The 25,580-nt window shown below is 48.1% G+C and carries 29 protein-coding genes, 4 tRNA genes and 1 riboswitch; of the genes, 16 read left to right on the forward strand and 17 right to left on the reverse strand.

Translation table 11 applies throughout. The annotated features are described in order from the left end of the window. Window positions 1-160: 160 nt before the first annotated feature. The 15 genes from Psch_RS03555 (at window position 161) to Psch_RS03625 (ending at window position 10,627) form a co-directional block, all read left to right on the forward strand. Window positions 161-631 (forward strand): HAD family hydrolase, encoded by a 471-nt coding sequence (locus Psch_RS03555; RefSeq protein ID WP_134218558.1) that lies wholly within the window; start codon window positions 161-163, stop codon window positions 629-631. A 202-nt stretch (window positions 632-833) separates the two neighbouring features. Continuing rightward, a complete protein-coding gene (locus tag Psch_RS03560) occupies window positions 834-1,190 on the forward strand; it encodes a hypothetical protein (protein ID WP_190239145.1) in 357 nt (118 codons plus the stop codon). Between the two features lie 146 nt (window positions 1,191-1,336). After that, window positions 1,337-1,555 (forward strand): gas vesicle structural protein GvpA, encoded by a 219-nt coding sequence (gene gvpA / locus Psch_RS03565; RefSeq protein ID WP_134218556.1) that lies wholly within the window; start codon window positions 1,337-1,339, stop codon window positions 1,553-1,555. Window positions 1,556-1,622: 67 nt separating this feature from the next. Beyond that, window positions 1,623-1,889, forward strand: a complete 267-nt coding sequence (locus Psch_RS03570) for a hypothetical protein (RefSeq protein ID WP_134218555.1) — start codon at window positions 1,623-1,625, stop codon at window positions 1,887-1,889. Window position 1,890: 1 nt separating this feature from the next. Then, entirely contained in the window at window positions 1,891-2,184 is a 294-nt protein-coding gene (gene gvpO / locus Psch_RS03575; protein WP_190239146.1) for a gas vesicle protein GvpO, read from the forward strand. 148 nt (window positions 2,185-2,332) lie between these two features. Beyond that, window positions 2,333-3,208, forward strand: coding sequence for a gas vesicle protein GvpN (gene gvpN, locus Psch_RS03580; RefSeq protein ID WP_282432447.1), 876 nt, complete (start codon window positions 2,333-2,335; stop codon window positions 3,206-3,208). Between the two features lie 65 nt (window positions 3,209-3,273). Then, the gene (locus Psch_RS03585) at window positions 3,274-3,999 is read left to right on the forward strand and encodes a GvpL/GvpF family gas vesicle protein (protein WP_190239147.1); all 726 of its coding nucleotides are present in this window, start codon (window positions 3,274-3,276) and stop codon (window positions 3,997-3,999) included. A gap of 14 nt (window positions 4,000-4,013) precedes the next feature. After that, the gene (locus Psch_RS03590) at window positions 4,014-4,277 is read left to right on the forward strand and encodes a gas vesicle protein GvpG (RefSeq protein WP_190239148.1); all 264 of its coding nucleotides are present in this window, start codon (window positions 4,014-4,016) and stop codon (window positions 4,275-4,277) included. A 171-nt stretch (window positions 4,278-4,448) separates the two neighbouring features. Further along, window positions 4,449-4,949 (forward strand): Hsp20/alpha crystallin family protein, encoded by a 501-nt coding sequence (locus tag Psch_RS03595; protein ID WP_190239149.1) that lies wholly within the window; start codon window positions 4,449-4,451, stop codon window positions 4,947-4,949. A 27-nt stretch (window positions 4,950-4,976) separates the two neighbouring features. Further along, the gene (locus Psch_RS03600; protein ID WP_206663717.1) at window positions 4,977-7,136 is read left to right on the forward strand and encodes a CDC48 family AAA ATPase; all 2,160 of its coding nucleotides are present in this window, start codon (window positions 4,977-4,979) and stop codon (window positions 7,134-7,136) included. A 20-nt stretch (window positions 7,137-7,156) separates the two neighbouring features. Further along, a complete protein-coding gene (locus Psch_RS03605; protein WP_190239150.1) occupies window positions 7,157-7,531 on the forward strand; it encodes a gas vesicle protein in 375 nt (124 codons plus the stop codon). Between the two features lie 46 nt (window positions 7,532-7,577). Then, entirely contained in the window at window positions 7,578-8,006 is a 429-nt protein-coding gene (locus Psch_RS03610) for a hypothetical protein (protein WP_190239151.1), read from the forward strand. A 39-nt stretch (window positions 8,007-8,045) separates the two neighbouring features. Continuing rightward, the gene (gene gvpK, locus Psch_RS03615; RefSeq protein WP_190239152.1) at window positions 8,046-8,357 is read left to right on the forward strand and encodes a gas vesicle protein GvpK; all 312 of its coding nucleotides are present in this window, start codon (window positions 8,046-8,048) and stop codon (window positions 8,355-8,357) included. Between the two features lie 11 nt (window positions 8,358-8,368). Further along, complete coding sequence (locus Psch_RS03620) at window positions 8,369-9,484, forward strand: GvpL/GvpF family gas vesicle protein (RefSeq protein ID WP_190239153.1); 1,116 nt, start codon at window positions 8,369-8,371, stop codon at window positions 9,482-9,484. A 105-nt stretch (window positions 9,485-9,589) separates the two neighbouring features. Next, a complete protein-coding gene (locus Psch_RS03625; RefSeq protein ID WP_190239154.1) occupies window positions 9,590-10,627 on the forward strand; it encodes a gas vesicle protein in 1,038 nt (345 codons plus the stop codon). A gap of 53 nt (window positions 10,628-10,680) precedes the next feature. Here the strand turns inward: Psch_RS03625 and trxB are convergent, their stop codons facing one another. Both trxB and Psch_RS03635 read right to left on the reverse strand, forming a co-directional pair. After that, window positions 10,681-11,604 carry a thioredoxin-disulfide reductase gene (gene trxB, locus Psch_RS03630; protein WP_190239155.1) on the reverse strand — a complete coding sequence of 308 codons (924 nt, stop codon included), beginning with the start codon at window positions 11,602-11,604 and terminating at the stop codon, window positions 10,681-10,683. A gap of 184 nt (window positions 11,605-11,788) precedes the next feature. Continuing rightward, window positions 11,789-12,199, reverse strand: a complete 411-nt coding sequence (locus tag Psch_RS03635; protein ID WP_190239156.1) for a CBS domain-containing protein — start codon at window positions 12,197-12,199, stop codon at window positions 11,789-11,791. A gap of 226 nt (window positions 12,200-12,425) precedes the next feature. Here Psch_RS03635 and Psch_RS03640 point away from each other — a divergent pair, with 226 nt between their 5' ends. Continuing rightward, the gene (locus tag Psch_RS03640; protein ID WP_190239157.1) at window positions 12,426-12,851 is read left to right on the forward strand and encodes a LysR substrate-binding domain-containing protein; all 426 of its coding nucleotides are present in this window, start codon (window positions 12,426-12,428) and stop codon (window positions 12,849-12,851) included. A gap of 255 nt (window positions 12,852-13,106) precedes the next feature. On the opposite strand, the gene Psch_RS03645 is transcribed toward Psch_RS03640, so the two are convergent. The 15 genes from Psch_RS03645 to ccpN all read right to left on the reverse strand — a co-directional run bounded on the left by Psch_RS03645 (window position 13,107) and on the right by ccpN (window position 25,482). Next, window positions 13,107-13,541 carry a type II toxin-antitoxin system VapC family toxin gene (locus Psch_RS03645; protein WP_190239158.1) on the reverse strand — a complete coding sequence of 145 codons (435 nt, stop codon included), beginning with the start codon at window positions 13,539-13,541 and terminating at the stop codon, window positions 13,107-13,109. Next, window positions 13,541-13,831: a type II toxin-antitoxin system Phd/YefM family antitoxin gene (locus Psch_RS03650; RefSeq protein WP_190239159.1), complete on the reverse strand. Its 291-nt coding sequence runs from the start codon at window positions 13,829-13,831 to the stop codon at window positions 13,541-13,543. The genes Psch_RS03645 and Psch_RS03650 overlap by 1 nt, the downstream gene beginning before the upstream one ends. 308 nt (window positions 13,832-14,139) lie before the next feature. Further along, window positions 14,140-14,215, reverse strand: a tRNA-Val gene (locus tag Psch_RS03655). A gap of 6 nt (window positions 14,216-14,221) precedes the next feature. Further along, a tRNA-Glu gene (locus tag Psch_RS03660) sits at window positions 14,222-14,297 on the reverse strand. Between the two features lie 78 nt (window positions 14,298-14,375). Continuing rightward, a tRNA-Ile gene (locus tag Psch_RS03665) sits at window positions 14,376-14,450 on the reverse strand. A gap of 5 nt (window positions 14,451-14,455) precedes the next feature. Continuing rightward, window positions 14,456-14,530 (reverse strand) — tRNA-Asn (locus tag Psch_RS03670). Window positions 14,531-14,709: 179 nt separating this feature from the next. After that, window positions 14,710-15,804, reverse strand: a complete 1,095-nt coding sequence (gene rpoD, locus Psch_RS03675; RefSeq protein WP_243123942.1) for an RNA polymerase sigma factor RpoD — start codon at window positions 15,802-15,804, stop codon at window positions 14,710-14,712. Beyond that, window positions 15,801-17,687 carry a DNA primase gene (gene dnaG, locus Psch_RS03680; protein ID WP_190239160.1) on the reverse strand — a complete coding sequence of 629 codons (1,887 nt, stop codon included), beginning with the start codon at window positions 17,685-17,687 and terminating at the stop codon, window positions 15,801-15,803. The genes rpoD and dnaG overlap by 4 nt, the downstream gene beginning before the upstream one ends. A gap of 202 nt (window positions 17,688-17,889) precedes the next feature. Then, window positions 17,890-18,891, reverse strand: a complete 1,002-nt coding sequence (locus Psch_RS03685) for a deoxyguanosinetriphosphate triphosphohydrolase (RefSeq protein ID WP_190239161.1) — start codon at window positions 18,889-18,891, stop codon at window positions 17,890-17,892. Between the two features lie 376 nt (window positions 18,892-19,267). Further along, window positions 19,268-19,825 (reverse strand): RNA 2',3'-cyclic phosphodiesterase, encoded by a 558-nt coding sequence (gene thpR / locus Psch_RS03690; protein WP_243124025.1) that lies wholly within the window; start codon window positions 19,823-19,825, stop codon window positions 19,268-19,270. Between the two features lie 340 nt (window positions 19,826-20,165). Further along, the gene (locus Psch_RS03695; protein ID WP_190239163.1) at window positions 20,166-20,651 is read right to left on the reverse strand and encodes a pyridoxamine 5'-phosphate oxidase family protein; all 486 of its coding nucleotides are present in this window, start codon (window positions 20,649-20,651) and stop codon (window positions 20,166-20,168) included. Between the two features lie 169 nt (window positions 20,652-20,820). Further along, window positions 20,821-21,141 (reverse strand): quaternary ammonium compound efflux SMR transporter SugE, encoded by a 321-nt coding sequence (gene sugE, locus Psch_RS03700; protein WP_190239164.1) that lies wholly within the window; start codon window positions 21,139-21,141, stop codon window positions 20,821-20,823. Between the two features lie 56 nt (window positions 21,142-21,197). After that, a riboswitch (guanidine-I (ykkC/yxkD leader) is annotated at window positions 21,198-21,303 on the reverse strand. Between the two features lie 52 nt (window positions 21,304-21,355). After that, window positions 21,356-24,013: a pyruvate, phosphate dikinase gene (gene ppdK / locus Psch_RS03705; RefSeq protein WP_190239165.1), complete on the reverse strand. Its 2,658-nt coding sequence runs from the start codon at window positions 24,011-24,013 to the stop codon at window positions 21,356-21,358. Further along, the gene (locus Psch_RS03710) at window positions 24,003-24,830 is read right to left on the reverse strand and encodes a pyruvate, water dikinase regulatory protein (RefSeq protein WP_243124026.1); all 828 of its coding nucleotides are present in this window, start codon (window positions 24,828-24,830) and stop codon (window positions 24,003-24,005) included. The genes ppdK and Psch_RS03710 overlap by 11 nt, the downstream gene beginning before the upstream one ends. A gap of 13 nt (window positions 24,831-24,843) precedes the next feature. Next, a complete protein-coding gene (ccpN, locus tag Psch_RS03715; RefSeq protein WP_134218530.1) occupies window positions 24,844-25,482 on the reverse strand; it encodes a transcriptional regulator CcpN in 639 nt (212 codons plus the stop codon). Window positions 25,483-25,580: the final 98 nt, after the last annotated feature.

Raw genomic sequence — 25,580 nt, forward strand, 5'->3', positions numbered from 1 at the left:
ATTATTCCAAATTATATTCAGAATCACCTGGAAAAATTACCACATGTCGGACAGGGGTTTTAAATGGCATGTGGCTTTTTCGAATTTACATGTCTGAGGTTGATCATTTAAAATACTTATAGAGTGCAGTATTAGAAACATACAGAACCTGAGGTGGATTATGATTACAATCACTATTCCAGGTAGAGGCGCTATAACTTTTCAGCATATCGTCCTGGACTACAACGGGACCTTGGGGTGCGACGGCAACCTGATCCCTGGCGTCAAGGAAAGGCTCAACCTACTGGCGGAAAATGTAAAGGTGCATATCATCACGGCAGACACTTTTGGGTTGTGTAAATCTTCATGCCGGGAGATAAAAGCAGTCATTCACATCCTTACTTCAGCAACAGGCGGCCCTGAAAAAGAGCAATATGTTGAAACCCTCGGCCCGGAAGGGGTTATGGCTGTAGGTAACGGCAACAACGACGCGCTCATGCTTGCCCGCGCGGCCGTAGGCGTGGCCGTGCTCGGTCCGGAGGGGACTTCCACCCTGGCCCTCAAAGCCTCAGACGTTGTGGTAAATGATATCAACGCCGGGCTGGACCTGCTGTTAAATCCTAAAAGGTTAATCGCAACCTTAAGGACATAGACACAACCGTGATTAAGAGATAATTTTTGTATTGATTACCCAGTATGTTCGCTCGAAACGGGCGTTCTTTTTTTTCGAAATTCTAGCAGCAACCTATCCCAACCGCTGCGATCATTTAATAAGTAAATGTAACAAAATGGATATTGTTGGCATATCATGTGTTAACCGGTCAAAACATATCTATTTTAAGGGGGATTTTTTGATGGATGAAAATATCAACGAGGATTCTCAGTTATCCGAAGTATTGGAGATACTCGGCAGGGTAAAACCAGAATCGAAGCTGACGCGTCACTGTCCGGGCAGCGGGTGCGCCAGCGAAAGTATTTTTACCTTCAGCCGGTGCGGTAACTATTACTGGATCGTTCTTATCTGCAAAAGTGGAACCTTTGCCTTTAAGCATATTAGCCCCGAATGGATTAGGACCTATTCTAATCTGATACTATCTTCCACACAAGTTTGTGTGGAGTGGAACATAAACCACTATATAACTGACTGGGCTGTTGAACAGGATAAATTCTGCGGAAATTATGATGACAGAAAGATGGTACGAGCGGTATAGTAGATATCATTTTTAAGTCAATATATCCAATAATGCCATTTTAATGTACTGGTAAAAATATATACCTTACCAGGCAGGCGCTGTATGTAACACAACAACCTTTGTTTTAATACCATATATTAAAACCAAAGAAAGGGGAGAATATTATGAGACACAGTATTCAAGCATCAAGTTTGGCCGAAGTGGTTGACAGAATCCTGACAAAAGGTATAGTAATTGACGCTTTTGTAAGGGTAGCCCTCGTCGGCATCGAGCTTTTGGCTATTGAAGCCCGGGTCGTTATCGCTTCCGTTGAGACCTGGTTGATGTACGCTGAAGCTGTTGGACTAACGGCCGGCCCACACCCGCATCCGCACGCTGCATAAAAAAGGTATTGCCGGGGTCATTTAATGGTCCCGGCAATTATCAACACATATTGAAGGAGGTTATCCCATGTCATTAACGATAAGTATGCAATCCTGGTGTGATATGTTTAAAAATAGTTGCAAAGATAGAACAGCTAACATTGATTGTATCATAAAACAAACAACCGATCTTGTCAGCAAGTACTACGACAATAGGCTCCGGCTTGGCGCAGAAACGGAAAAGCAATTAAAAATAAAAAATTCGGAGAACGAAAAAAAAGTCTCTAAAATATTATATGCCTATTTTAAAGATCGTAGCGATGCTGCCGGCGCATTGGCGGCCATGAGAAAATAGCATGGTTATAAAAAAAGTGATAAGAACTGTGCAAGATTTTTTTTCTGAAGTACTAGGCAAACCAGGAAAGGTTGTTGGGGTGAGCCGGGGAGAAGACTGTTGGAAAGTAAAAATAGAGGTACCTGAAGAAGTAGAATACATGAGGAGACACGCCAAGGGTGATCTCATGGCTATATATGATGTATCTATGGATAACAATTACGAAGTGACCAACTTTGAAAGGATAGCCCTAATGGAACGCGGCTCGCTGACAATTTACCCCATTGAACCCGACAAGGAAGAAGAAAAAGCCTAGATAAAACAGTCTTATAGACTGTAACACAGTTATATAGATTCGTTTTATTCTGCTTCATGAAAGAATGTTTTTGTTTCCTGTTTTCTTCTTTCAGAAGAAAACAAATTTTTTTGACTTATAGGGGTGATTCAAGCTGCCTGAACAAAAGATTTTCTACAAAAACCAAAGTTTTGTTGAAACAACATTTTTACATGAAATCTCCGAGAGGGCTCTAAGGTACCTCAACGCAGGGCTCTCAATACATTTTAGCGGGCCGTCAGGAACAGGAAAAACCACACTTGCTCTCAAGGTCGCCAGGTCCCTCGGAAGACCTTTCAGTATTATATACGGAAATAACGACTTTAGCTCTGCAGATTTGATTGGGGGTAACTACGGTTACCGCCGTAAGAAAACCGTTGATAATTTTATCCATAATGTTTATACGATTGAAGAAGATTTTCAGCTAAGATGGCTTGATAAACAACTAACCAAGGCCTGCCGGGACGGGCATGTTTTGGTTTATGACGAATTTTCCAGAACCCGCCCTACCATAAATAACATTTTGCTATCGGTATTGGAAGAGGGCGTTTTATTTCTGCCGGGTTTCGATGCGGAAAAACAATCGATAACAGTGCATCCTGAATTTCGCATCATATTTACCAGTAATCCCTTAGAATACGCGGGAGTGCACAAAACACAGGCTGCCTTGGAAGATCGCATGGTCACGATCGAGCTGAACGAAATGGACCGGGAGACTGAAGTTGCCATAACCATGGCCAATTCCTGCCTGAGTGATGAAGATGCCGGCAAAATTGTTGACATAGTCCGGGACTACCGGGTCATTGTCTCATCATCAAAAACCTGTACCGTCAGGACCTGCATCAAAATCGCCAGGGTTTTGGATAATGAAGATTTTAGAAAATATAGAAGCAGTATAACAAAAAATATGGTGGCGGAAATACTGTTTTCTGAAAGCAGGCACAAGGTAATAAATCAAAAGGAAGTATATCCCCACGTCCTTTCACTTATTGATAAATATTTATAAGGCCTACCTTGTAACCCATAATTAACCGGTAACCTTTTAAATTCGCAAAAAATAGGTGAGGATGAATGAAAATCTCCCAAGGGCTTTATGCATACTGCATTATTCAGTTGGAGCAGGAAAGAGATTTACGCGCCAAGCTTCCCGCTGATCTTTTTTTTATTTCACACCGGGGAATTGCCGTTATTGTTAAGAAAGCAGCGCAAGCCAGTTGGCAACCCACTCGAAAAAATATACTCAATCATCAAAAAGTTGTTACGCAATTGCAAGAAATAATAGATCTCCTGCCCCTGAGATTTGGAACTGTATTCAAGAACAATAACGAGGCAGAGAAAATATTGGATAAAAATTTTGATGAAATAAACCACTTGTTGAGCAAAATCAAAGGCCGGATAGAGCTTGGGTTAAAAATATTTTGGAAACAGGATGCTTTTGTAAAAGAAATTGGAGACAAAAAGATCGAGACATTGAAAAAAGAATATGGAATCAGGAAAAAGGACCGGTACGCTATCGCTATAGAGGCAGGCAAGATTATTGAGGAAAAGGTTCTGGATAAAAGAGATGAATATGTCAGGTTGATTTTTAAGCCACTTAAAAAACTGGCGGACGACTCCGTTCTTAACCCCGTTACCGGTGAAAAAATGGTCTTTAACGCAGCATTTCTTGTAAAAAGTGATCATATTGAAATTTTCGATCAAGCCGTAAAAGATTTGTATGATAAGTACCAGGAAAGATTTATCTTTAAGTATTCAGGCCCCTGGACCCCCTATAATTTCGTTAAGGTTAGCTGGTGACCTGGAGGTAGTGTATGTTTATAGTTGACGATATACTTTTGTCTCCATTTAAAGGGCTCATGTTTGTATTTAAAGAAATTCATAAAGAGGTTATGAAGGAATTCTGTGACGAAGAAAAAGTATATGAAGAGCTCCGCAGGCTTCAATATTTGTTGGATATTGGAGAAATAAGCGAAAAAATGTACGAACGTATGGAGAATGCCCTGATTGAACGCCTTCAAGAAATTGAAGAATATAAGGAACAAATGGAAGAGGAATCGGATGAATACTCAGAATAACAAAACCATTCTCCTCCGAATTTTCTGTCATTATTACTTCTGCCCCCGTCACCTTTGTCGGAGCATCCCATATACTATACAAACAAAACCTGTAATGTGCTTGGAAAAGCTTTTTTTTTGAGAACTTTTCGATATCCCCGGAGCGATCCGGACGGCCGGAGGTGTTATTTAGTGAAAAACGATAGCGATGGCGATATTCTGGGTAGTATTCTGAGAGGCATCGGTGAGATGGTTGATCTGGTACAAAAAATGGATTCCGAGAGAAAGACTGAGATAAACAGGACGGGGACCTTCGGCAATTTAACGGATCGTAAGGGACTCGGCTGCTGTTATGGTTTTACCTTGAAGACCGGTTTGCCGGGGAAAAAACCTCCCGGCGACTGCGACACTATGCCTGGCGGCGCACAGCAGGATATTATCTTTAAAAATAGCGATCCGGTAATAGACGTATTTGACGAGGGTGACTTTGTCCGGGTAGTAGTAGAGATACCTGCAGTTTCAGATGAAGATATAGTCCTTCACATCAAAGAAAATATCCTTTATTTAACCGTCTGGGCCAAGGATGAGCCTTTCAACAAATCCATAGCTCTGCCTCACCGGGTAAAACCCGGCACTATGCGAAAATCCATCCGTAACGGCATCCTGGAAGTACTCTTAGACGTGCAGGACTAAGTATCAAAAGCAGGTGAATAATTTAAATTGAATGAGCAGCTGACTTTTATTGTAGCCAAGGCCTTGGGCAAGGATGTCGGCAGGGGTATCGCCCGGATGGACCCTGCCGATATCCAGGCGCTGGGACTGGAAATCGGGGAACTGGTGGCTATCAGCGCCGGACGCCGGACGGCTGCCCGGGTCCTGCCTGCCCACTCCGAATACAGGGGTAAAAAATTACTGCAGATTGATGGGATTATCCGGGAAAACGCCGGTGTTAGCCTGGGTGACACAGTTCCAGTCAGCAGTGTGGCCAGCCGGAACGCCAAAAAAATAATTATGACCCCCATCGGCTCTGGAACTACCCAGATGGACGCGGCCTTTATCAGCCGTTCGCTGCAAGGCATGCCCCTGATTAAAGGAGACAAGGTAAGAATTTCATTATTGGGCTTAAGAAACCAGGAATTTGTGATAGAAGACACAATACCCGAAGGATTTGTGCTGCTTAAAAAGGACACCGTGGTAGAAGTGTTGCAGCTCAAAGGCTCGGGTATAAAAAAGGCCAATCAAATCACCTATGAGGATATCGGCGGCATGGGTAAGGAACTGGGCCGGATTCGGGAAATGATTGAACTGCCCCTCAAGTATCCGGCTTTATTTCAGCACCTTGGTGTTGAACCACCGAAAGGTGTGTTATTGTGTGGCCCTCCGGGCACAGGCAAGACATTGATTGCACGTGCTGTGGCCAATGAAGCAGGCGCCTATTTTTTATCCGTTAACGGACCGGAAGTTATCAATAAATTTTACGGCGAAAGCGAAGCCAAGTTAAGGGAAATTTTTGAAAAGGCCGCTCAAAAGAGCAGGAGCATTATCTTTCTGGATGAGATCGACGCCATTGCGCCCAAGCGGGTCGAAGTTACCGGAGAGGTCGAGAAACGTGTAGTGGCCCAACTGCTTACCTTAATGGACGGACTGAGCTCGCGCGGCCAGGTGATCGTCATCGGCGCCACCAACATCCCCGATGCGCTGGATCCCGCCCTACGTCGTCCCGGCCGGTTTGACCGCGAAATAAACATTGGTGTGCCTGATTACAAAGGAAGGATGGAAATCCTGCAGATCCACACCCGCGGCATGCCCCTGGAAGAGGATGTCGACCTTGAGCGGGTGGCAGAATTAACAGGTGGCTTCGTAGGAGCAGACTTACTAGCTCTCTGCCGTGAATCAGCCATGCATCGCATCAGAAAATATTTACCCCATCTGGAACCGCTCACGGAAGGGCTTCCCGCTGACCTGGTCGCCAGGCTGCGAGTATCTATGCAAGATTTTCTGCAGGCCTTGGAAGAAGTTGAACCGTCAGCCACCAGGGAATTTCTGGTGGAGGTGCCTAACGTGGGTTGGGAAGACGTAGGGGGACTGGACGAGATCAAGCAGCACCTGTGTGAAACTGTCGAATGGCCCTTGAAATATGAAGAGCTCTTCGATCAGGCGGGAGCACAGGCGTCGCGAGGGATACTCTTATACGGGCCACCCGGCACAGGCAAAACCTTGCTGGCGCGGGCGATGGCCAACGTGGCCAACGCCAACTTTATCTCGATCAAAGGTCCCTCCCTTTTATCCAAATGGGTGGGAGAATCTGAAAAGGCTGTACGGGAGGTTTTTCGCAAAGCGCGTCAGGCAGCGCCTTGTATCATTTTTTTTGATGAAATAGATGCCCTGGTTTCTTCCCGTGGCATGGGGGGCGGCGCTGTCGCAGAGCGGGTGTTGAGCCAACTGTTGACCGAGATGGACGGAATTGAAGAATTGCGGCGGGTGGTAGTGCTGGGCGCCACCAACCGGCTGGATCTGATCGATCCGGCCCTGCTGCGGCCAGGCCGTTTTGACCTGCAGTTGCAATTGGGGCTTCCCGACTGTGCCGCCCGCCGGCAAATCCTGGCTGTGCACACCCGGAAAAGGCCTGTGGCAGAAGATGTTGATTTGGACGGGTTGGCCGTCGAAACCGCAGGTTTCTCCGGCGCGGAAATCCACCATCTATGCAACCGGGCAGCGCTTGCTGCAGTGCGTGAGTATTTGACCCAAAATCTCAAGTCTCAACCGGAACCTCCGGCTATAACGCTCTGCAATAAGCATTTCCGCCTGGCCTTGGCGGAACTTAAGTCGTGGGCGACACCGGACGATCCGCGCAAAGCTCGACCCGAAGCAACAGAATAGAAGAGGTTGGAGGTTTTGGCATGGAAAATGGGCTGCGACCCAGAAAGCAAAGAGATGAAGACACGCTGGTGGTTCTGGTAGACCGCCTGCTGGACAAAGGCATCGTGATTAATGCCGATATCGTAGTGTCCGTGGCCGGGGTGGAACTGCTGGGAGTAAAAATAAGGGCGGCGCTTGCTTCCTTTGAAACAGCAGCCCGCTATGGCCTGGAATTCCCCTCCGGTACCAACATTGAGACCGCCGCCTGGAAAGAGGCCATTATCGAAAAAGAAAATTGCCCGCAGTGTGAAAAGCGGATACCGAAGGAAGAACTCCTGACTGAAGGGTGCCCGTGGTGCGGGTGGATTTCTGCCAGAGGGAAAAAACAAAAAGAGGCGATCGCATCTTTGCCTTAAATATTGACAGAAAGAGGGACGTCATGATGAAAATGGATGACCAAAAATGAAACAATTCCTGGCTGCACTGGATTGCCGGAGCAGGGCTATATGGTGGCACTTGTGCAGCCACGGCCATGCAAAACTCAGCGACCTGGCACACGCAGCCGGTCTGGACAGCGACATGGAGGTTATACTTTGCCTGCGCCAGGTAATTAACCCTGTTGCCACAACCCTTTTAGGCGAGCCGGTTGTAGAATTTGCTTCTTGCCGTGTTGATCAGGCGACAGGCGAAAAAATAAATTTCCATTGGTGGCTTAAGCCCGCCTTTTGGTCGAGGCCAGCTAAAGGGCAGCCCCTTGTTGATGTATTTGAAACTGGTAACGAACTGGTGATAATTGTTGATCTCAATGACAGGGCAGACTCCTGCCAACCGGAAGTAACCTGCCGAAATGGTATCGTTATGATTAGATTCGACCATTCAAGCGACCGGTGATCATTTTGATCTCCTAATACAAATAAGCGAGGTACAGCCATGCCTCTGGAAATCGATGCCGATAATTTAAAACACGGTTTACTCGGTCTTGTCATAGCCCTGCTTGAGATCATCAAGGATGCTCTAAAATTACAGGCACTGGCTCGCATGGACGACGACAGCCTGGAAGAGGATGAAATAGAGCGATTAGGCCGGGCACTGCGTGATTTGGACCGGGCAATTGAAGAGATGAAGTTGGAGCAAGGTGTAACCGAGTCCGTTAAAAATGTCCGGGACGGTCTGGATCGTATCGTCGACGATGTGGTTGACCGGATCCTTAATCCCCGTCGTTGGGAAGAAGAAGTAGATTGAGGGGTGAAAGAATGAATCAACGGGCAGACGACGGTGCAAAAGAGGCTGCGGACCGGAACTCGCCTGCGGTGAAAGCGCTGGCGCGCCTGCTGGTAAAGGCTGAACTGGAAAGAATGGAACTGGAAAAAGAAATACGAACTGCAGTGCGGGAAATTGTGCGATTAACCGTTCAGGACGCTGTCCACATCGTCCTGAACGAAATGGCGCAGCAAAATAACATAGTGGAATCCTTAAACCAGGCGCCTGCGGCAGCACTGGAACCCGCGGATGATGTAATACTTACTGATATTCTACAAACGCCGGATCAGAAGCAGCTGTACCGGCAGCCTCAACCGGCCGCACATGAGCCCGCAGGCCTGTATCTTTACGGAGTAGCCGCGGCAGAAACAGGAATTGAACTGGGTATTACCGGTATTGACGGTCGCCGGGTTTATTCCCTGGCCGCTGCAGGCTTATGCGCTGTAGTACATGACTGTGCTGCCGAACCCTACCGGCCGGATAACGATGAACAGGCCAAAGAATGGCTATTCGACCATCAGGATGTGTTGGACCGTGCTAAAGAAAAGCTGGATACTATCTTGCCCTTTGGTTTCAACACCATTATTTACGCTGCAGACCGCCCTCCGCAAGAGGTGTTGCAAGAATGGCTGTCACAGGAAAGCAAGCAATTGCAATCGCTGCTTGAGCGCCTGAAAGATAATGAAGAATACGCGGTCAAAATCCTGGCGCCTGAAGAAGCTTTAAAACAGGCCGCCTTACGGGAAGACCCCCACCTGCAAAAACTGCAGCGTGAACTGGAGGGTAAGCCGGAAGGAGCACGCTACCTCTATCGGGAAAAACTGGAACAAGCGGTTAAGGAAGCCCTGGAAGATATTGTGGAGGTTTACTTCAGAAAAGTTTACAGGGCGCTGCGTCCTTTATGCTCAGATATACAGGTAGAAAAAATAAAAAAGACATCGCCCGGAGCACGCATGGTCGCCAATCTTTCCTGTCTGGTACAGAAAAACCGGTTGCAGGAATTAGGCGTCGCACTGGCGAAAATTCAACAACATGATGGTTTAACAGTGGATTTTACCGGGCCCTGGCCGCCTTACAGTTTTGTCGGCCAGCTTGCTATGCCGACTTAAATACTAATTCCCGGTTGTCCATCGCGAATTCATTCGCACTGTGCAAGTTCGATTCATAGTTTATTATTGAAGAATCATGGTTTGTTCATTTGAGAGGTAGAAGATATGGTGAGCAAGAGCAAACAATTATATCCTTTGCAACGCCGGGAAGCGACGCTCAACGATCTTCTCGACCGTCTTTTAACTAAAGGGTTGATGTTAAACAGCGACGTGGTGGTTACTGTGTCCGGCATTCCACTGCTTGGGCTAAATTTACGACTGGCCCTGGGCGGCATGTCCACCATGCTGCGCTACGGTTTTATGACGGACTGGGATGAGGCCATCCGCTCCGTAGCTAAAAAAAAGCAGGTCGAGGCAGGTCCACGCCTGGAAGATGGAGAGCAGCTGCTCCTTTCCCTGTTTGGTTCTTGCTGGTACAGCAAGGGTATTTATTCCGCCTGGCGGCCGGGATTGATTCACCTGACCAATCGCCGCCTGCTGCTCTACCAGCAGGAACCCTCAGAAACGCTGCTGGATATTAATTTATGGCTGATCAGTGGAATTGATACCCGGCAGGTAGCGCACTTCAGCGATCAAAACAGGCAGGAAGTTTGGCTCACCATGACTTCCGGCGACGTGGTGCGGCTGCATTGTGTAGACATTGAGAACTTATTGGACACCCTGAAAAAAGCACAAGCCCTGGCCGGCTCTAAAGACATTAATCTTGCGTCTCCGGATATAGACGAGACAATCTGGTACTTGACGACAGACGGCGCCGGCAAGTTTGCCTGGCAGTCCGGCGCCTTTTGCGTGCGGGATGGCGCACTATGCTGGTTGGGACGCTCCGGACAAAGCCTGTCGTTCCGCATGGCAGCCGCTGATGTGCTGGCAGTAGAGTTTATCGCAGAAGATATTATGAGCGGCCCGGACGGCAAGCTGGTATTGGAAATGCATTACCTGGGCCGCACTAACACGGAAAAAGCTTACTTTGCAGGTAATATGGACGCTTTACGTCCGTGGATCCGTCTGCTCCGGGAGGCCCGCCGCGATATTCTGGAAACCTGTCCGGTTTGCGGAGCGCCCGCGCCCAGAGGCCGGTTACTGAATAAGGGGTGTGACGCCTGCGGCTGGCTCAGCGCCCGGTTAAAACGGCTCCTGCCTTAGAATCATTGAGCTGATACCCGGCGCTTGTTCCAATTAACCAACTGGTCTTTGTTTCAGCGCGCAATGCTTTCCAGATATTTTTCAGCTGCTACGGCTGCCGTAGCGCCGTCGGCAACGGCCGTTACGACTTGACGCAGCAGCTTTTTGCGCACATCGCCGGCTGCAAAAAGGCCGGGACAGCTTGTCGCCATGTTTTCATCGGTGATTACATAACCCTGGTCGTCCAGTTTTACCAAATCGCGAACCAGCCCGGCGTTGGGCCTGGTACCGACATAGAGAAATACTCCGTCAACTTTTATCTCCTCCACATCGCCGCTTTGTACGTTTTTCACCCGGATCCCTTCGACAAAGTAAGCGCCGAGGATTTCCTCCACTACGGAATGCCATATGAATTCAATTCTCGGATTGCGCCTCGCCCTCTCCTGAAGGACTTTTGTCGCCCGCAGCTCGCCCCGCCGGTGAATGATATATACTTTCTCGGCAAAACGGGTTAAAAATATCGCTTCCTCCACCGCGGCGTCGCCGCCGCCCACAACCGCGACCGTCCTGCCTTTAAAGAATGCCCCGTCACAGGTGGCGCAGAAAGACACACCCAGCCCGTGGAGTTCCTCCTCCCCTTTAATACCTAATTTTCCCGGCTGAGTCCCGCTGGCCAGAATCACCGCCCTGGTGACAATCTCTCCCTCCCCGGTCCTTACGGCAAAGCCGTTTTCCATACGCAACAGCCTTTGTACGTTGGCATCAAGCACATTTAACCCGAAGCGCCTTGCCTGCACGTCCATCCGTCTTGCCAACTCCGGTCCGCCAATCCCTTCTTCAAACCCGGGGTAATTTTCAATACGCTCCGTACCGGCTGCCTGCCCACCCAAGGCGCCCTGCTCGATCAACACGACATCCAGAGCCGCCCTGGCGGCGTAGAGGCCTGCCGCCAACCCCGCCGGTCCCCCGCCGATAATAACGATATCTTTCATTTCCATAGCCAATTGCCTCCAAACTTTTTCAATATATAGTTAAAGCTAATTATCCGTACTCTCTTTTGTTTGGGCGCCTCTTATGGTTGAGCAAATAGGCGTTTAATTTCGGCCAGTAGTTCAGCGCTGGACATAGATCCGTCAGCGCTTTACTTCGGCAATAACAGCTTACAACTGTTTTGAAACGGTTTTATGGTTTTTTTAATAACAACTCTGCTAGATATTCAAATATTTCCCTTCTTCTCACTATCCCTATAAAGAATCCACCATCATCCACTACAGGGACAAAATTTTGAACGATGGCAAGCGAAAGCAAATCTTCGATTTCAGCGTCAATCTGTACAGGATTATTCTTCATACGCTGTGGTATATCCCGCAACAGAATTGTTTCTGTATCTTTAAAGCTCAGGTCATGAGTATTTTTTAACTTCCACAACAAATCGCCCTCGGTTATTGTTCCTGCATATTTTCCTTCATCATTAATTATTGGCACAGCCGTATACCGGTGATATTCCATTTTTTCTAAGGCTTGCCGCATCGTAGATTTTAATGGCAAATAAACGACCTCACTTTTTGGTAAAAGGAAAAAAGCTATTTTCATGGAAACCCCCTTGATATGTAAAAAAGTTATTATAAATTAAACCACAAAATTGTTAATAATTCATTAAAATAACACAAAGAAGCCCCGTCAGGAGTTTTAATCACCCCGAGGAAGAAAATGACTTGTCTTACGGCAAGTTGTATCGATATACCCAGATCGAATTGAGGTCGATATTTGGTATAATGAATATTGCGCATAGTTAGGCGGACTTGGAAGAAACCATGCCTTGTACATAGAACCCTATTCTCAGGACGAGCTTGTCATGATTTCTTCTCATAAACACCCTTATAGCCAAAAAGAAGTGATTTCTACGAAAGACCTTCAAAAAGAAACTCTCCTATGGAGAGAAAAAGGTTCTGCTGCGCGAACTCTTGTTGAACAGTTTTTAAACGACAAACAATTCCATTTTAAAAACCGGATGGAAGTAAGCGACACGGAAACAATAAAGCATATGGTTATTGCCGGTGTAGGAATTGCGTTTGTACCGAAACTGGCTGTCAGACAAGAGCTCTCCTTGTTACTGCTCCGTACCGTAAATGACAGCAAGTTTCTTATCCCCATTCATTTTACTGTCATATCGGCCAAGGACCAGCATACTTACCCGACGGTACTTGCATTTTCAAGCTTTTTAAGGAAGTGGCCTTTAAACTGACCGGTACCCATAAAGACTCCACCTCGCTGTCAACGGCATCCATACAGGATGGAAAAACTGGTCCAACTGGCCAAAGAACACAAGGCGGACGTCGTCATCCACTGTTTCACTTACTTTCTGTGACCCTTATCTGGTCGAGGCCAACCGGGTTGAAAAGGTACTGAAAGAGTACGGAATCCCCCTTTTGAAATTGAAACCGACTACGGCCAGGAAGATTCCGGACAGCTAAAAACAAGGTCGAAGCATTAGATACTTTCATAGATCCTGTCCCTGTAAACCTTCACCCATCGCCGCAACCAATAATCTATTATCGAAAGTCAATAAATGCAATTCCGGTAACCTTTTTTGTAACGTCTTTGCAGTGGCCAGGTGCCATAAGTCGGCGCCCCGTAGCGGCCATTTTTGAGATAAGGATTTAAACTTATCCCAATCCGGTATTAGGTACAGACGCCTCCATGGACCTTCTTCCAAGGATTCAAAACCGGCATTTACAAGCACATCGGCCAGAAGACCTTCACGCCTTATACGAGATATAACCGCATAAACCTCGGCGTAGGAAAGAGAAGAAATAAGATGAGTACCTTCCCGGCACGACCAGTTTACCGCCTCTTCACTGTGTTTATCCTTAAAAAGCGCGGACAAAACGGCTGAAGCATCCCAGTATATGACAACGGGATTATTGTTATACACTAACCTCTGTCCTCCTCCAACATTTTACGGGCCAATTCACCCGGCAAGGGTAAAGGAGGAGGTAAATTTCTCACCTTTTTTTTCTTTTTAGCAGTTTGGATCAAACCCTCCCTCTCCAGGCTTGCTATACGCTCGGCAAGGGGAAGGTCTTCTTCTGCAGAAACTGGAATGATTCGCCCTACGGGCTTATCCCGGTCGGTAATAATAACTTCCGCCCCTTTTTGGACCTCCTTAAGCAACTTGCTAAGATTTATTTTAGCGTCACGGATACCAATACTTATTGGCCTCAACTCTACCCCTCCCCTCAAGTTAACCACAGTAACTATGATTATATTATAATCACTATAACCACAATAATCAAGGACATCGGCTATATCAAAAAAGGTATCTTGTAAAACTGGATACCCGAGTGTAACTGTGCGGTTATTTGCTTCGATAATCTTCTGGTTCTGATCAAATAGCTATAGTATCTTTGGCATACTTGGTCAGGTAGTAGTAGTGCTGTGAGAGTGCCTGGCAGGAGTCCAGTTAAGAGGTAATCCCTCTCTTAAAAAACGATAGCGCCGAAGTCTGACTCCGGCGCTACACTGATGTTTCATGGTGGGCGATGACGGGCTCGAACCGCCGACATCCTGCTTGTAAGGCAGGCGCTCTCCCAGCTGAGCTAATCGCCCGTATTATGGTGACCCCTACGGGATTCGAACCCGTGTTACCGCCGTGAAAGGGCGGTGTCTTAGACCACTTGACCAAGGGGCCATTTTGGTAGTTGGTGGTGTGTGGTTGGTGGTTGGTGGTTTAACCCAACGACTCACGACCCACGACTAACGACTCAAATGGTGGGCCCACCAGGATTCGAACCTGGAACCAGCCGGTTATGAGCCGGATGCTCTACCGTTGAGCTATGGGCCCAAGAATGGCTCCCCGAGTAGGATTCGAACCTACAACCTACCGGTTAACAGCCGGTTGCTCTACCGTTGAGCTATCGAGGAACATCGGCAAGGACTATTATACGATAATTTGTACTCGCCGTCAATGAATCTCTTGCTGATAATTTATTCCGAAAATATACTTAATGAAACAACCATGATTTTAAACCACCAGCCACCCTGAAAATGCAGGTGCGAATTCTCATTCGCACCTGCATCGAGACGTATTTTTTATTTTACATTTAATCCAGGTAGTCCTTTAACTTCTTGCTGCGGCTGGGGTGGCGCAGCTTGCGCAGCGTCTTGGCTTCTATCTGCCGGATCCGTTCCCGCGTTACCCCAAACTTCTGGCCGACCTCTTCCAAGGTCCTGGCCCTGCCGTCGTCAAGGCCGAAGCGGAGGCGAAGCACCCTTTGTTCCCGCTCGGTTAAGGTCTTTAAGACCTCGTCCAACTGTTCCCGCAGAAGGGTGAAAGACGCTTCCTCAGCCGGCGCCCTGGCGTCGTGGTCCTCAATAAAGTCACCCAGGTGGGAGTCTTCCTCTTCCCCAATCGGCGTTTCTAAAGATACCGGTTCCTGTGCTATCTTCTGTATTTCCCTGACCTTCTCCTCGGAGATGTTCATCTCCTTGGCTATTTCCTCCGGGCTTGGTTCCCGGCCCAATTCTTGCAGCAACTGCCGCTGCACCCGGACCAGTTTATTAATAGTCTCAACCATGTGCACTGGAATCCTGATGGTCCTGGCCTGGTCGGCAATGGCTCTGGTTATGGCCTGACGAATCCACCAGGTCGCATAGGTGCTGAACTTGTAGCCCTTGCGGTAATCAAACTTTTCAACAGCCTTGATCAAACCCAGGTTGCCCTCCTGAATCAGATCCAGAAAAAGCATCCCGCGCCCCACATAACGCTTGGCGATACTGACTACCAGCCGCAAGTTGGCCTCAGCCAGTCTTCTTTTGGCCCCGTCATCACCAAGTTCCATACGTTTCGCCAGATCCACTTCTTCTTCGGGAGTGAGCAGGGGAACGCGACCGATTTCTTTGAGATACATACGTACGGGATCATCTATGCCCACGCCTTCAGGGACGGTAAGATCTACTTCAACCTCTTCGGCCGGGGTTTCTTCTATTGTTGAACCGTCAATAGGTTCTATTTCCGGTACTTCCGGAACAACTTCTATGCCCAAACCTGCCAGTTTTTCATAAATATCATCAATTTGTTCAGGAGTTAGGTCGGTACCCTGGAGACTGTCCATAATCTCATTATAGGTCAGGACGCCGCGTTTCTTTCCTTTTTCAATGAGTTCCATAACGCTTTCAGTTTTGAGTTCGTCTCTCACATGCCATCACTCCCCTCTTTAGGGCACTTCCCGGTATTACTTACAATCAGTTTCTGGTAATCTTCCTGCAGTTTCCTGGAGCGGGCCTGGTCTCCAACCTTCTCAGCCTCATCTATGCCCTGTAAAATCATCAGCTCACGCAGCAAATGGTAATGGCTCCCCAACTTTTCAGCCTCACCTATTTCTTTCAGTATTTTTTCTCTTCGCTCCTGCCTCCGGCAACGAACGACCGACTTAATGTGGCTGTGTAATATTTCAACCGGGTCATCCCCGGGTATTTCCTGGGTCAGCAGCATGCCCAACAAGGCCTGCTCATCATCATCAAGGTATTGTGCTATTTCTGCCGGCTGGTATTGCGGTTTTCCGGCAATTTCCAGGCAATATTTAAATATTTTTCGGTAGCGCGGGTCCTGAAAATGCTCACCGCCCATTTTTTCATGGACGGTCCGGGCCAGGGAGGGGTCCTCCAATGCCAACCTCAACAGGACTGCTTCAGCTTTACTTCGAGCGTCGCTAGTATCCACTTTACTAACGATAGTATGCATGTTTTTAGCAAGATTATCCGGATTTGTCCATTTTTTACCCGAAATTAGCTTAAGTCTCTTAAATTCTCCATAAACCGTTTCCCAACTCAAATTTAGAGTGCGGGCTGCCTGCTTTAGTCCCTCTTCCCTTTCTATTTCGCTGCTGAAGCCGGCCAGGCTTGGAAACACTTGCCGAAGTACTTCAAGCTTATCAGCGGGCGTCTTGAGTGGTCTTGCTCCCGCTGCCTGCTCAAGTTTGTATTGAAACAGCAGCGGCGCCCCGTTAACAAGCGTTTCCCATGTCTGGATGCTATGTTTCTTCAAGAACTCATCCGGATCCTTCCCGTCCGGGAGCCTTAAAACCCTTACCTGGCAGCCCAACTCTTCCAGCAGATCCAGACTGCGTGCGGTAGCGGCTTCCCCAGCTGCATCCGCGTCATAGGCAATCACTACATCCCTGCTGTAGTGAGTCAGCAGCCTGCCATGCTCGTGGGTCAAGGCTGTACCCAGGGAAGCAACCGCGTTTTTAATCCCGTGCTGGTGGGCGGTAACCACATCCATGTAGCCCTCCATCACCACCACGCAGCCCTTTTCCCTGATTGCAGTCCTCGCCAGGTGTAACCCATAGAGCAGGCGGCCCTTGCTAAAAAACAAGGTTTCAGGGGTGTTCAGGTACTTCGGCAGGGAATCGTCAAGAACACGTCCTCCGAAACCAGCTACCTGCCCGGTGGCATCCCAGATGGGAAAGATGAGCCGGTTGCGAAACCGGTCATAATACCTTCCTGCTTCATTTTTAACCGCCAGCCCGGCCTCGACTGCCTGTTCAGGTGTTAACCCCTTCCTCTCCAGAAAACCGAGCAGGGAATTCCATTCAGAAAGAGCAAATCCCAGTTGGAATTCTTCCTGCAGCTCCGGAGTAACCTCCCGCCTTGCCAGGTATTTCCTGGCGTTGGCTGCGGCGCCATGAGTCTTTAAGGTTTGGCGAAAGTAATCACGGGCCAGTTTGTTGGCCTCGCGGAATAGACTTAAGCGCCGCTCCTTTTGCTGTTGAGCCGGGCTTTCGCCGGCCGGTATGGCGACACCCACCTGCTGCGCCAGCACGGTTACCGCCTCATGGAAGCTGAGGTTCTCTTTAAGCATTAAAAATTTAAAAACGTCACCACCGGCTCCGCAGCCAAAACAATAAAAGATCTGCTTTTCCGGCGTGACTGTAAATGAAGGTGTCCTTTCATTATGAAACGGGCAGGAGCCGGTATGGTTTTTGCCCTTTTTCTTAAGTTGTACATAGCGGGAAACCACTTCAACGATATCAGACCGCTGGCGGACTGCCTCCACAATGTCCTCAGGAATTAAGCCCACCCAAACCACCTTCTGCTAACAAAACATATAAAATGATTTCAACAAATAATTATATTGTCCTGCTACAGCGTATATTAAATAAATTCAGCAAAAAACTCTGTATTTAAAGAATATTCGCTGCGAAAAGAAATTTTCCTCCTAATAACGACAATATTTTGATTAGTATTGCCATAATATGTAATTCATAACCTTATATTGCAACTTATTCCACCCAGGGAAGCGGTAAAAAGGTTCTTTGATAGAAACGGATAGCAAACCTGTCGGTCATACCTGCAATGTAATCACAGATAACCCGCTCCGTGTTTGCATTCCGGACCCTTAAGAGGTATTCTTCAGGCAAAGCCTCACCGTGTTCTGAGAAATGATGAAACAGCCTTTGGACAACATGTTTTGCTTTGGCCTCCTCCCGTTTCGCATCGGAGCCGATATAGACATGCGCAAAAAGAAAATCACGCAGTTGGTCGGTCGCCGACTGGATTGCCGGACTCATTCTAATAACACCGGGTTCCTCCCAATTCGTTTGAACCAAGTCCAGCACCATCGTGTTAATCCTGTTGCGGTGTTCCCGCCCCAGAACCGCCAGGCACTCCTCAGGAATATTTCCCATGGTCAGGATACCGCCGCGTATGGCGTCATCAATATCATGGTTGATGTAGGCGACTCTATCTGCGATTTTTACGATCTGCCCCTCCAGGGTGGCGGGCCGGGTGTCCCCGGTGTGGTTTAGGATACCGTCTCTGACTTCATAGGTCAGGTTCAGCCCTCTCCCCCCCTCAAGCACATCCACCACCCTCAGGCTCTGCTGGTTATGCTTAAAGCCGCCCTCCATGACCTCGTTAAGAGCATCTTCGCCCGCATGACCAAATGGAGTGTGGCCGAGGTCGTGTCCCAGAGCGATCGCTTCGGTAAGGTCCTCGTTAAGCCTTAAGGCGCGGGCAACGGTACGGGCAATTTGAGCTACCTCCAGCGTATGTGTTAGCCTGGTCCGGTAATGGTCCCCTTCCGGGATGGTGAAGACTTGGGTTTTATATTTAAGCCTGCGGAAGCTCTTGGAATGAAGTATCCTGTCCCGGTCACGCTGAAAGCAGGTGCGGACATTGCATTCATCTTCCGGCCGCTCTCTGCCCTTGCTCGCGCTGCTGAGGCAGGCGTAGGGCGACATGATGCGGCGTTCCAATTCCTCGGCGCGCAGGCGAATATCCATGCTCCATCACCTATCTTAAAAATAAGAGTTCAGATCACATCAAGAAATGTAGGTACGGTCTATTCGTACACGACCCTTTAGAAATGCAGTACATATGATGATTAGCAGTAACCCCTTAAACTGCTCGCACCTACCCGCATCGCTAAGATTTCATTTTCTGCCGGCGCAGCGCCGGCGGCATGTGGGACTATCCGATAAGGTAGTATCACTATTGAAATGTGCAACAATAATTCTACTAAGAAAGTTGTTTATCCTGCCTGAATCCTTGAAACGTTTCAGGGGGAAAGCAATCCCGGCATATTGATCCGCCGGGATTGGTCATTAAAAATTTATGCCTTTTCTTCTTTGTTTAGACCAGGAGCTGCCACAGAGACAACTATGATAAGGGCGCTCTGGACAGGACAAAATAGCTTGGACCTTTAGCCTGCAGGTCACTTAACATGAGTTCAATCGAATCGATCCTGACAGTCCCGAAAGCTTTACCCGTATCCTCTCTGGCCTTTTCCATAACATCGATAAAACCGTATGGAGACCGGGCGCGGGCTAATGTTAGGTGAGGGGAGAATTTTCTTTTTTCCGGCTCAAAGCCCATAAATCCCATTTCCCTTTGCACCTGGCGTTGCAGTATTAGGAGGGGGGCGGTTTCACCGCCTATCCCTACCCATAATACACGCGGCCGCTCCACTGAAGGAAAAGCGCCGGCGCCCTTCAGGACCAGTCTAAATGGAGCAATCCCCGTCACTGACTTCTGCAGGGCCATGCTCACGGCGGGAACCTGTTCTTCGGGAACATTACCCAGGAACTGTACCGTCAGATGCAGATTTTCCTCCCTCACCCACTTCAGGTCGGAGGGGATCTGACTCAGGCTCCTGATGAAGGCGCCCAAGGTCCTTTTAATTTCCTCAGGAAAGTTGACGGCGATAAACAGCCTCATCTGCCTCAAAGGTCTCACCTCTTTAAATTAGCCTCAATCAGTTTTTGGCCTGCTTGAGGCTTGCCCAATTTACAAGGCTTCTATAACTTTACCTGCCAACAAAAGGTGTATGACGTTATGCTTTTATTAAGGATTAAATAAGCTTTACAGTGTGCTGTGGTCCTGTTTTCCATCCGTTGCAGCGTTGACCTCGGCCTGAGCAGCTGTTAGCAAAATAGACCAATCTCCGTTTTTTCGCATTATTGAACGCTTTTAATAATAATTGTTCATCATTACACATTACTTTGAGTATGGCTACTTATTTTGCTTGCATAATTTTAACTAGTATGGAAAATAGTTATTATCTTTTAGCGTTGACGTATTCAATGGCTTCCTTGCCAGTTATGTGCTCGACGTCAATCGCAATAATATAAGTTTGCGTACATCCGGTTATTTCCTTATGTTTGGCTTCTTCAGGTCGATCTCCTGAATACTTTTCAACTAAAGCCTTAAAAGCTTCTAGCCATTCATCACCTTCTACAATTCTTGCTTTACCAAAAGCTATAACGCTACGAAAATAAGTTGTATATTTTTCACTTACTATCGTATCTTCATCTATTACTGAAAAGGATACCTTTGGGTTCTTCGTAATAGCATCGATTTTATGTCCGGCTTTTGCTGAATGAAAATAGATTTTGTCATTGAAATAGACATAGCTAAGTGGAACTGCGTAAGGATAATCTTCATCACCTAAGCACGCCAGGACACCATTTGTGCATCTGTCCATTACAGCTACGGTGTCTTCCATTGATAATAATTGCTTACCTCTTCTTATTTCTCTAAACATTAGTTATTTCCTCGCTTTCATCGCATAATCATTAAATATTGGTACTATGCAAACAACGTAAATAGACATTGTCTACTATAACATATTTGGCCAACCATATAAGATGGCTCTGACTAACTTATCATTAAAAATAGACTTCAATCCTTCAACTAATTCATTATTAATTACATTATCCATCAGATGACATTTTCAGTCCAATAATTCCTATTAATATAAATCCAATAAAGATTAATCTTATCGTATCAGCTGGTTCTTTGAATAGAATTATCCCCAGTGCCACAGTACCAATTGCACCGATTCCTGTCCAAATTGCGTAAGCTGTTCCTAATGGAAGACTTCTTAATGCCAACGATAAAAAATAAAAACTTGCTATCATCCCCATTACAGTAAAAATACTCGGTACAAGCTTTGTAAAACCTTGAGAGTATTTCAAGCCTACAGCCCAACCCATTTCTAAAAGTCCTGCTATAACTAATAGTACCCATTTCATGTTCTTCACACCTCCTTAAATATCAAACATAAAAAAGCCCGAGAGATACACATAATATCTCCCAGGCTTTTATCCTTCCGTGAACACAGAGAAACTGTGCGTTTTATCTTGGTCCAGACCAGTGCTTTTTATAAAAACTGCGGAACCCTATAAAACCTTAAAATATAAAATTTTCTCTTAAAATAGTACCATAAGTCATTAACTATTTCAATTCTTATTTTGATTGGTCTTTGTTGATTACAGCGGCTTGAGCTGCTGCCAGCCTGGCGATAGGCACCCGGAAAGGCGAGCAGCTTACAAAGTCAAGACCAATAGAATGACAAAATTCAATGGAACTGGGATCCCCGCCATGCTCCCCGCAAATACCGATTAACAGACCGGGGCTGGTTTTGCGGCCAAGTTCTACGGCTATCTTCATCAATTTACCGACTCCCTTGCGGTCCAACACCATAAAGGGGTTGTCTGTAAGTATTTTTTGGTCTAGATAGGCCTGCATAAACTTCCCTTCAGCGTCGTCCCGGGAAAAGCCAAGGGTCGTTTGGGTAAGATCATTGGTGCCGAAGGAGAAAAAGTCGGCATAGGACGCTATTTCATCGGCCAAGAGAGCGGCCCTGGGAATTTCAATCATGGTACCAACTGTATAGTGAAATTCTACTCCCGCAGCTTTCATCACTTCCCCGACTACTCCGGTAACCATTTCACGTAAGGAAGAAAGTTCATTTTTATCGATCACCAGCGGTATCTCAACTTCTGGAACAGGTTGGCAACCTTCCTTAACTAGCTGGGCAGTCGCGTTAAAAATTGCCCGTGCCTGCATGGCATACACCTCGGGGAAGGTTATACCCAGGCGACAACCCCGGTGACCCAGCATCGGGTTTGCTTCGTGCAATGCCCGGACCTTGCGCAAAAGGTCCTCTTTACGGCGCAGCTCTTCCCTGTCTCCGTTACTCAAGCGTAAAGTGGTTATTTCCACCATCAAATCTTCCATATTAGGAAGAAACTCATGCAACGGCGGGTCGAGCAGGCGAATTGTTACCGGAAGCCCATCCATCGCCTTCAATATGCCGTAAAAGTCACCCTGCTGCATGGGCAGCAGTTTATCAAGAGCAATGTTCCGTTCTGCTGCGCTGGTTGCCAGGATCATCTCCTGTACTATAGGCAGGCGATCCTGCGCCATGAACATGTGCTCGGTCCGGGTCAACCCAATACCCGCGGCTCCGAACTCCCTGGATTTAAGCGCGTCCTCCGGTGTCTCGGCGTTGGCCCTCACTCCGAGGGTACGTACCTGGTCGGCCCACTCGAGGAGCAGCCGGAACTCAGGGGAAAGGACGGGATCCAGCATCGGCACGGTACCCAAGATAACGTTGCCGGTGGCTCCATCAACCGAGATAATATCGCCCTGCTTGATTACCAGCCCGGCGACTTCAAACAGATGTTTATGATAGTCAATCCGCAGCGCCTCGCAGCCGCAGACACACGGCTTGCCCATCCCCCTGGCCACAACAGCGGCGTGACTGGTCATACCGCCCCTGGAAGTGAGTATACCCTGGGCTGCAACTATCCCGTGGATATCGTCCGGGGTGGTTTCCGTGCTCACCAGAATGACCTTCTTGCCTTCCTGACCCATTTTTTCAGCCAGGTCGGCGTCGAAAACAACCGAGCCTGAGGCGGCGCCGGGAGAAGCGGGCAGTCCCTTAGCGATAATATCCAGCTTTGCGCCCGGGTCAATCCGGCGGTGCAGAAGCTGGTCAAGCTGGCCGGGCTCGACCCTCAAAATTGCCTCGTCCCTGGTGATCAGGCCTTCATCCACCATATCCACGGCAATCTTGATGGCAGCCTGGGCCGTCCTTTTCCCGTTGCGGGTCTGCAGCATCCACAACTTGCCCCGCTCAATGGTGAACTCAATATCCTGCATGTTGCGGTAATGTTGTTCCAACAGGCTGCAGATGCCGGCAAATTGCTTGTACACCTGCGGCATATCCTGCTCCAGGGCATCAATAGGCTGCGGGGTACGTATACCGGCTACCACATCCTCGCCCTGAGCGTTGATCAGATACTCGCCGTAAAGTTTTTTCTCGCCGGTAGAGGGGTTTCTGGTAAAGGCCACACCGGTGCCGCTATCATTCCCGATATTGCCGAATACCATGGCCTGGACATTGACGGCAGTGCCCAGGTCGTCGGGTATCTTGTTGATCTTGCGGTATACTATGGCACGGTCATTATTCCAGGAATTAAAAACAGCGTGAACAGCCATGAAAAGCTGCTCCATGGGCGACTGCGGGAAAGTCTTACCGGTTTCCTTCAAAATCAAGCTCTTGTAATCCGCAACGACCTTGCGCCATTCCTTGGCGGGAAGCTGGTTGTCAAAATAAACCCCGGCCTTTTCCTTGTGGTTCTCAAGGAGTTTTTCAAACTTGTGGTGGTCTACTCCCATCACCACCTCGCCAAACATGTTGATAAAGCGGCGGTAACAGTCCAGGGCAAACCGTTCGTTGCCGGTGCCTGCGGCAAGGGCCTCCACTGTGAGGTCATTAAGACCCAGGTTAAGCACAGTATCCATCATGCCGGGCATGGATATGGGAGCGCCCGACCTGACTGACACCAGCAGCGGGTCTTGTTCGTCGCCAAACTTTCTTCCCAGCATTTCCTCCAAAACTGTAATACCTTCACAGACCTGCTCTTCCATGCCTTTGGGAAACGCCTGCCCTTGAGCTGAAAAGTCCCTGCAGGCCTCGGTGGTAATGATCAGGCCGGGCGGCACCGGGAGACCAATATTGGTCATTTCGGCCAGATTGGCTCCCTTACCGCCCAGTAGATTTTTCATGCCTGCGCTGCCTTCTTTGAATAGATAGACGTATTTCTTACCTGACAAGCCTTTCACCCCTATAGTATATTTCCAAAACACGGCTGGCAGTTTCTTCTACCGCCCTGTTGGTAACATCAATAACCGAACAGCCTATTTTCTTCATAAAACCTTCAGCATAATCCAGCTCCTTCAGGATACGTTCCATGCTGGCATAGTCGGCGTTGGATGTGAGTCCCAGGCTGTTAAGGCGTTCACGGCGTATTTCATACAGTTGCTGAGGCTTGATGGTGAGACCGATCAGCCTGTGCGGCGGCAGGTTCTGGAGTTCTTCCGGAGGGGACACCTCAGGTACCAGCGGCACATTGGCGGCTTTAAGCCGCATATGGGCCAAATACATGCAAAGCGGTGTTTTCGAGGTGCGGGAGATGCCGACTACCACCAGGTCGGCGCGTCCGATGCCCCGCGGGTCCTTGCCGTCATCATACTTTACTGCAAATTCAATGGCTTCGACCTTATGGAAATATTCGTCATCCGTCCTGCGTACCAGGCCCGGCTCAAGTTTGGGCGAATTGTGGACCAGGCTGGCCACGGCGTCCATCATCGGGGTGAGGAGGTCCACCGTAGGAATGCCCAGGTTCCTGGCCTCCCGCACCAGCCTGTCTTTTAGTTCCGGTATAACCAGGGTGTAGGCGATAATGCATTTGAAGTGTTTGATCTCCTCTAAGAGTTCTGGTATCTCGTTTGGGTCATTGACATAAGAAAGCCTTCGTATCTCTACACCACCGTGGTTAAACTGGCTGGCTGCGGCCCGCGCCACCAGTTCTCCGGTTTCACCGATTGAGTCGGATACGATAAATATAATCGGTTTAAGATCATTGGAAATGATAAACACCCCCTTATTGTCCCTCTCCCAGTTCAACAAAAAGCCGGGTAATATTGGTCTTGCTTAAACGGCCTATTACTTCCAGTCCCTCGCCGCCATCGGCCTGGGTCGCGCTGCGTACCACCGGTAAAGCATCCACCTGGTGCGTAATCAATTTCTTGGCGGCCGACCAGACCGTCTCGTCACTGGTGGTGTATATTACATTCGGCATACGGGTCATAATGACCCCCACCGGGAGCTGGTGAATATCATGTCCTCCCAAGGTGGTCTTGAGCAAGTCCTTGCGAGAGAGAACCCCCTCCAGCAAACCCACCTCCTTGACCACAAACAGTGTACCCACGTCTTTAATAAACATAGCTACCACAGCGTCGTAAACAGAGCAATTTTCCGTAACAACGGCGGGAATCGATATGATCGTCCCGACCTTTACGCTGCATAGTTTTTCCGCCACAACCCGGTTGGGCGACCTGCCGCTGTAGTAATAACCCACTCTGGGACGTGCTTCCAACAAGCCGGACATAGTCAGGATAGCCAGGTCTGGCCGCAAGGTGGCTCTGGTCAGGGAAAGCCTTTCGGCGATTTGATCGCCTGTGATTGGTCCTGATCTTTTTACTATTTCTAAGATTGTCTCCTGCCGCCTGGTTAACTCCAAATCCATCGCCCCTTAGAGCATATATGACATACTATTTATAAAAAGCCTCTATATAATATATATTATATAGAGTATAAATTCCCTCCTTTAATCAGGAA

This window comes from Pelotomaculum schinkii, from assembly GCF_004369205.1.
Lineage (GTDB): Bacteria > Bacillota > Desulfotomaculia > Desulfotomaculales > Pelotomaculaceae > Pelotomaculum_C > Pelotomaculum_C schinkii.

Coding starts and splice junctions, on each gene's coding strand:
- gvpA (WP_134218556.1), top strand. CDS start 1,337: ATGAGACACAGTATTCAAGCATCAAGTTTGGCCGAAGTGGTTGACAGA.
- thpR (WP_243124025.1), bottom strand. CDS start 19,825: ATGAGGCTGTTTATCGCCGTCAACTTTCCTGAGGAAATTAAAAGGACC.
- Psch_RS03590 (WP_190239148.1), top strand. CDS start 4,014: ATGTTTATAGTTGACGATATACTTTTGTCTCCATTTAAAGGGCTCATG.
- gvpO (WP_190239146.1), top strand. CDS start 1,891: ATGGTTATAAAAAAAGTGATAAGAACTGTGCAAGATTTTTTTTCTGAA.
- Psch_RS03555 (WP_134218558.1), top strand. CDS start 161: ATGATTACAATCACTATTCCAGGTAGAGGCGCTATAACTTTTCAGCAT.
- Psch_RS03620 (WP_190239153.1), top strand. CDS start 8,369: ATGAATCAACGGGCAGACGACGGTGCAAAAGAGGCTGCGGACCGGAAC.
- Psch_RS03685 (WP_190239161.1), bottom strand. CDS start 18,891: ATGGATATTCGCCTGCGCGCCGAGGAATTGGAACGCCGCATCATGTCG.
- Psch_RS03585 (WP_190239147.1), top strand. CDS start 3,274: ATGAAAATCTCCCAAGGGCTTTATGCATACTGCATTATTCAGTTGGAG.
- Psch_RS03695 (WP_190239163.1), bottom strand. CDS start 20,651: ATGTTTAGAGAAATAAGAAGAGGTAAGCAATTATTATCAATGGAAGAC.
- Psch_RS03605 (WP_190239150.1), top strand. CDS start 7,157: ATGGAAAATGGGCTGCGACCCAGAAAGCAAAGAGATGAAGACACGCTG.
- Psch_RS03570 (WP_134218555.1), top strand. CDS start 1,623: ATGTCATTAACGATAAGTATGCAATCCTGGTGTGATATGTTTAAAAAT.
- gvpK (WP_190239152.1), top strand. CDS start 8,046: ATGCCTCTGGAAATCGATGCCGATAATTTAAAACACGGTTTACTCGGT.
- Psch_RS03610 (WP_190239151.1), top strand. CDS start 7,578: ATGAAACAATTCCTGGCTGCACTGGATTGCCGGAGCAGGGCTATATGG.
- Psch_RS03560 (WP_190239145.1), top strand. CDS start 834: ATGGATGAAAATATCAACGAGGATTCTCAGTTATCCGAAGTATTGGAG.
- Psch_RS03635 (WP_190239156.1), bottom strand. CDS start 12,199: ATGAAAATAGCTTTTTTCCTTTTACCAAAAAGTGAGGTCGTTTATTTG.
- Psch_RS03625 (WP_190239154.1), top strand. CDS start 9,590: ATGGTGAGCAAGAGCAAACAATTATATCCTTTGCAACGCCGGGAAGCG.
- trxB (WP_190239155.1), bottom strand. CDS start 11,604: ATGGAAATGAAAGATATCGTTATTATCGGCGGGGGACCGGCGGGGTTG.
- sugE (WP_190239164.1), bottom strand. CDS start 21,141: ATGAAATGGGTACTATTAGTTATAGCAGGACTTTTAGAAATGGGTTGG.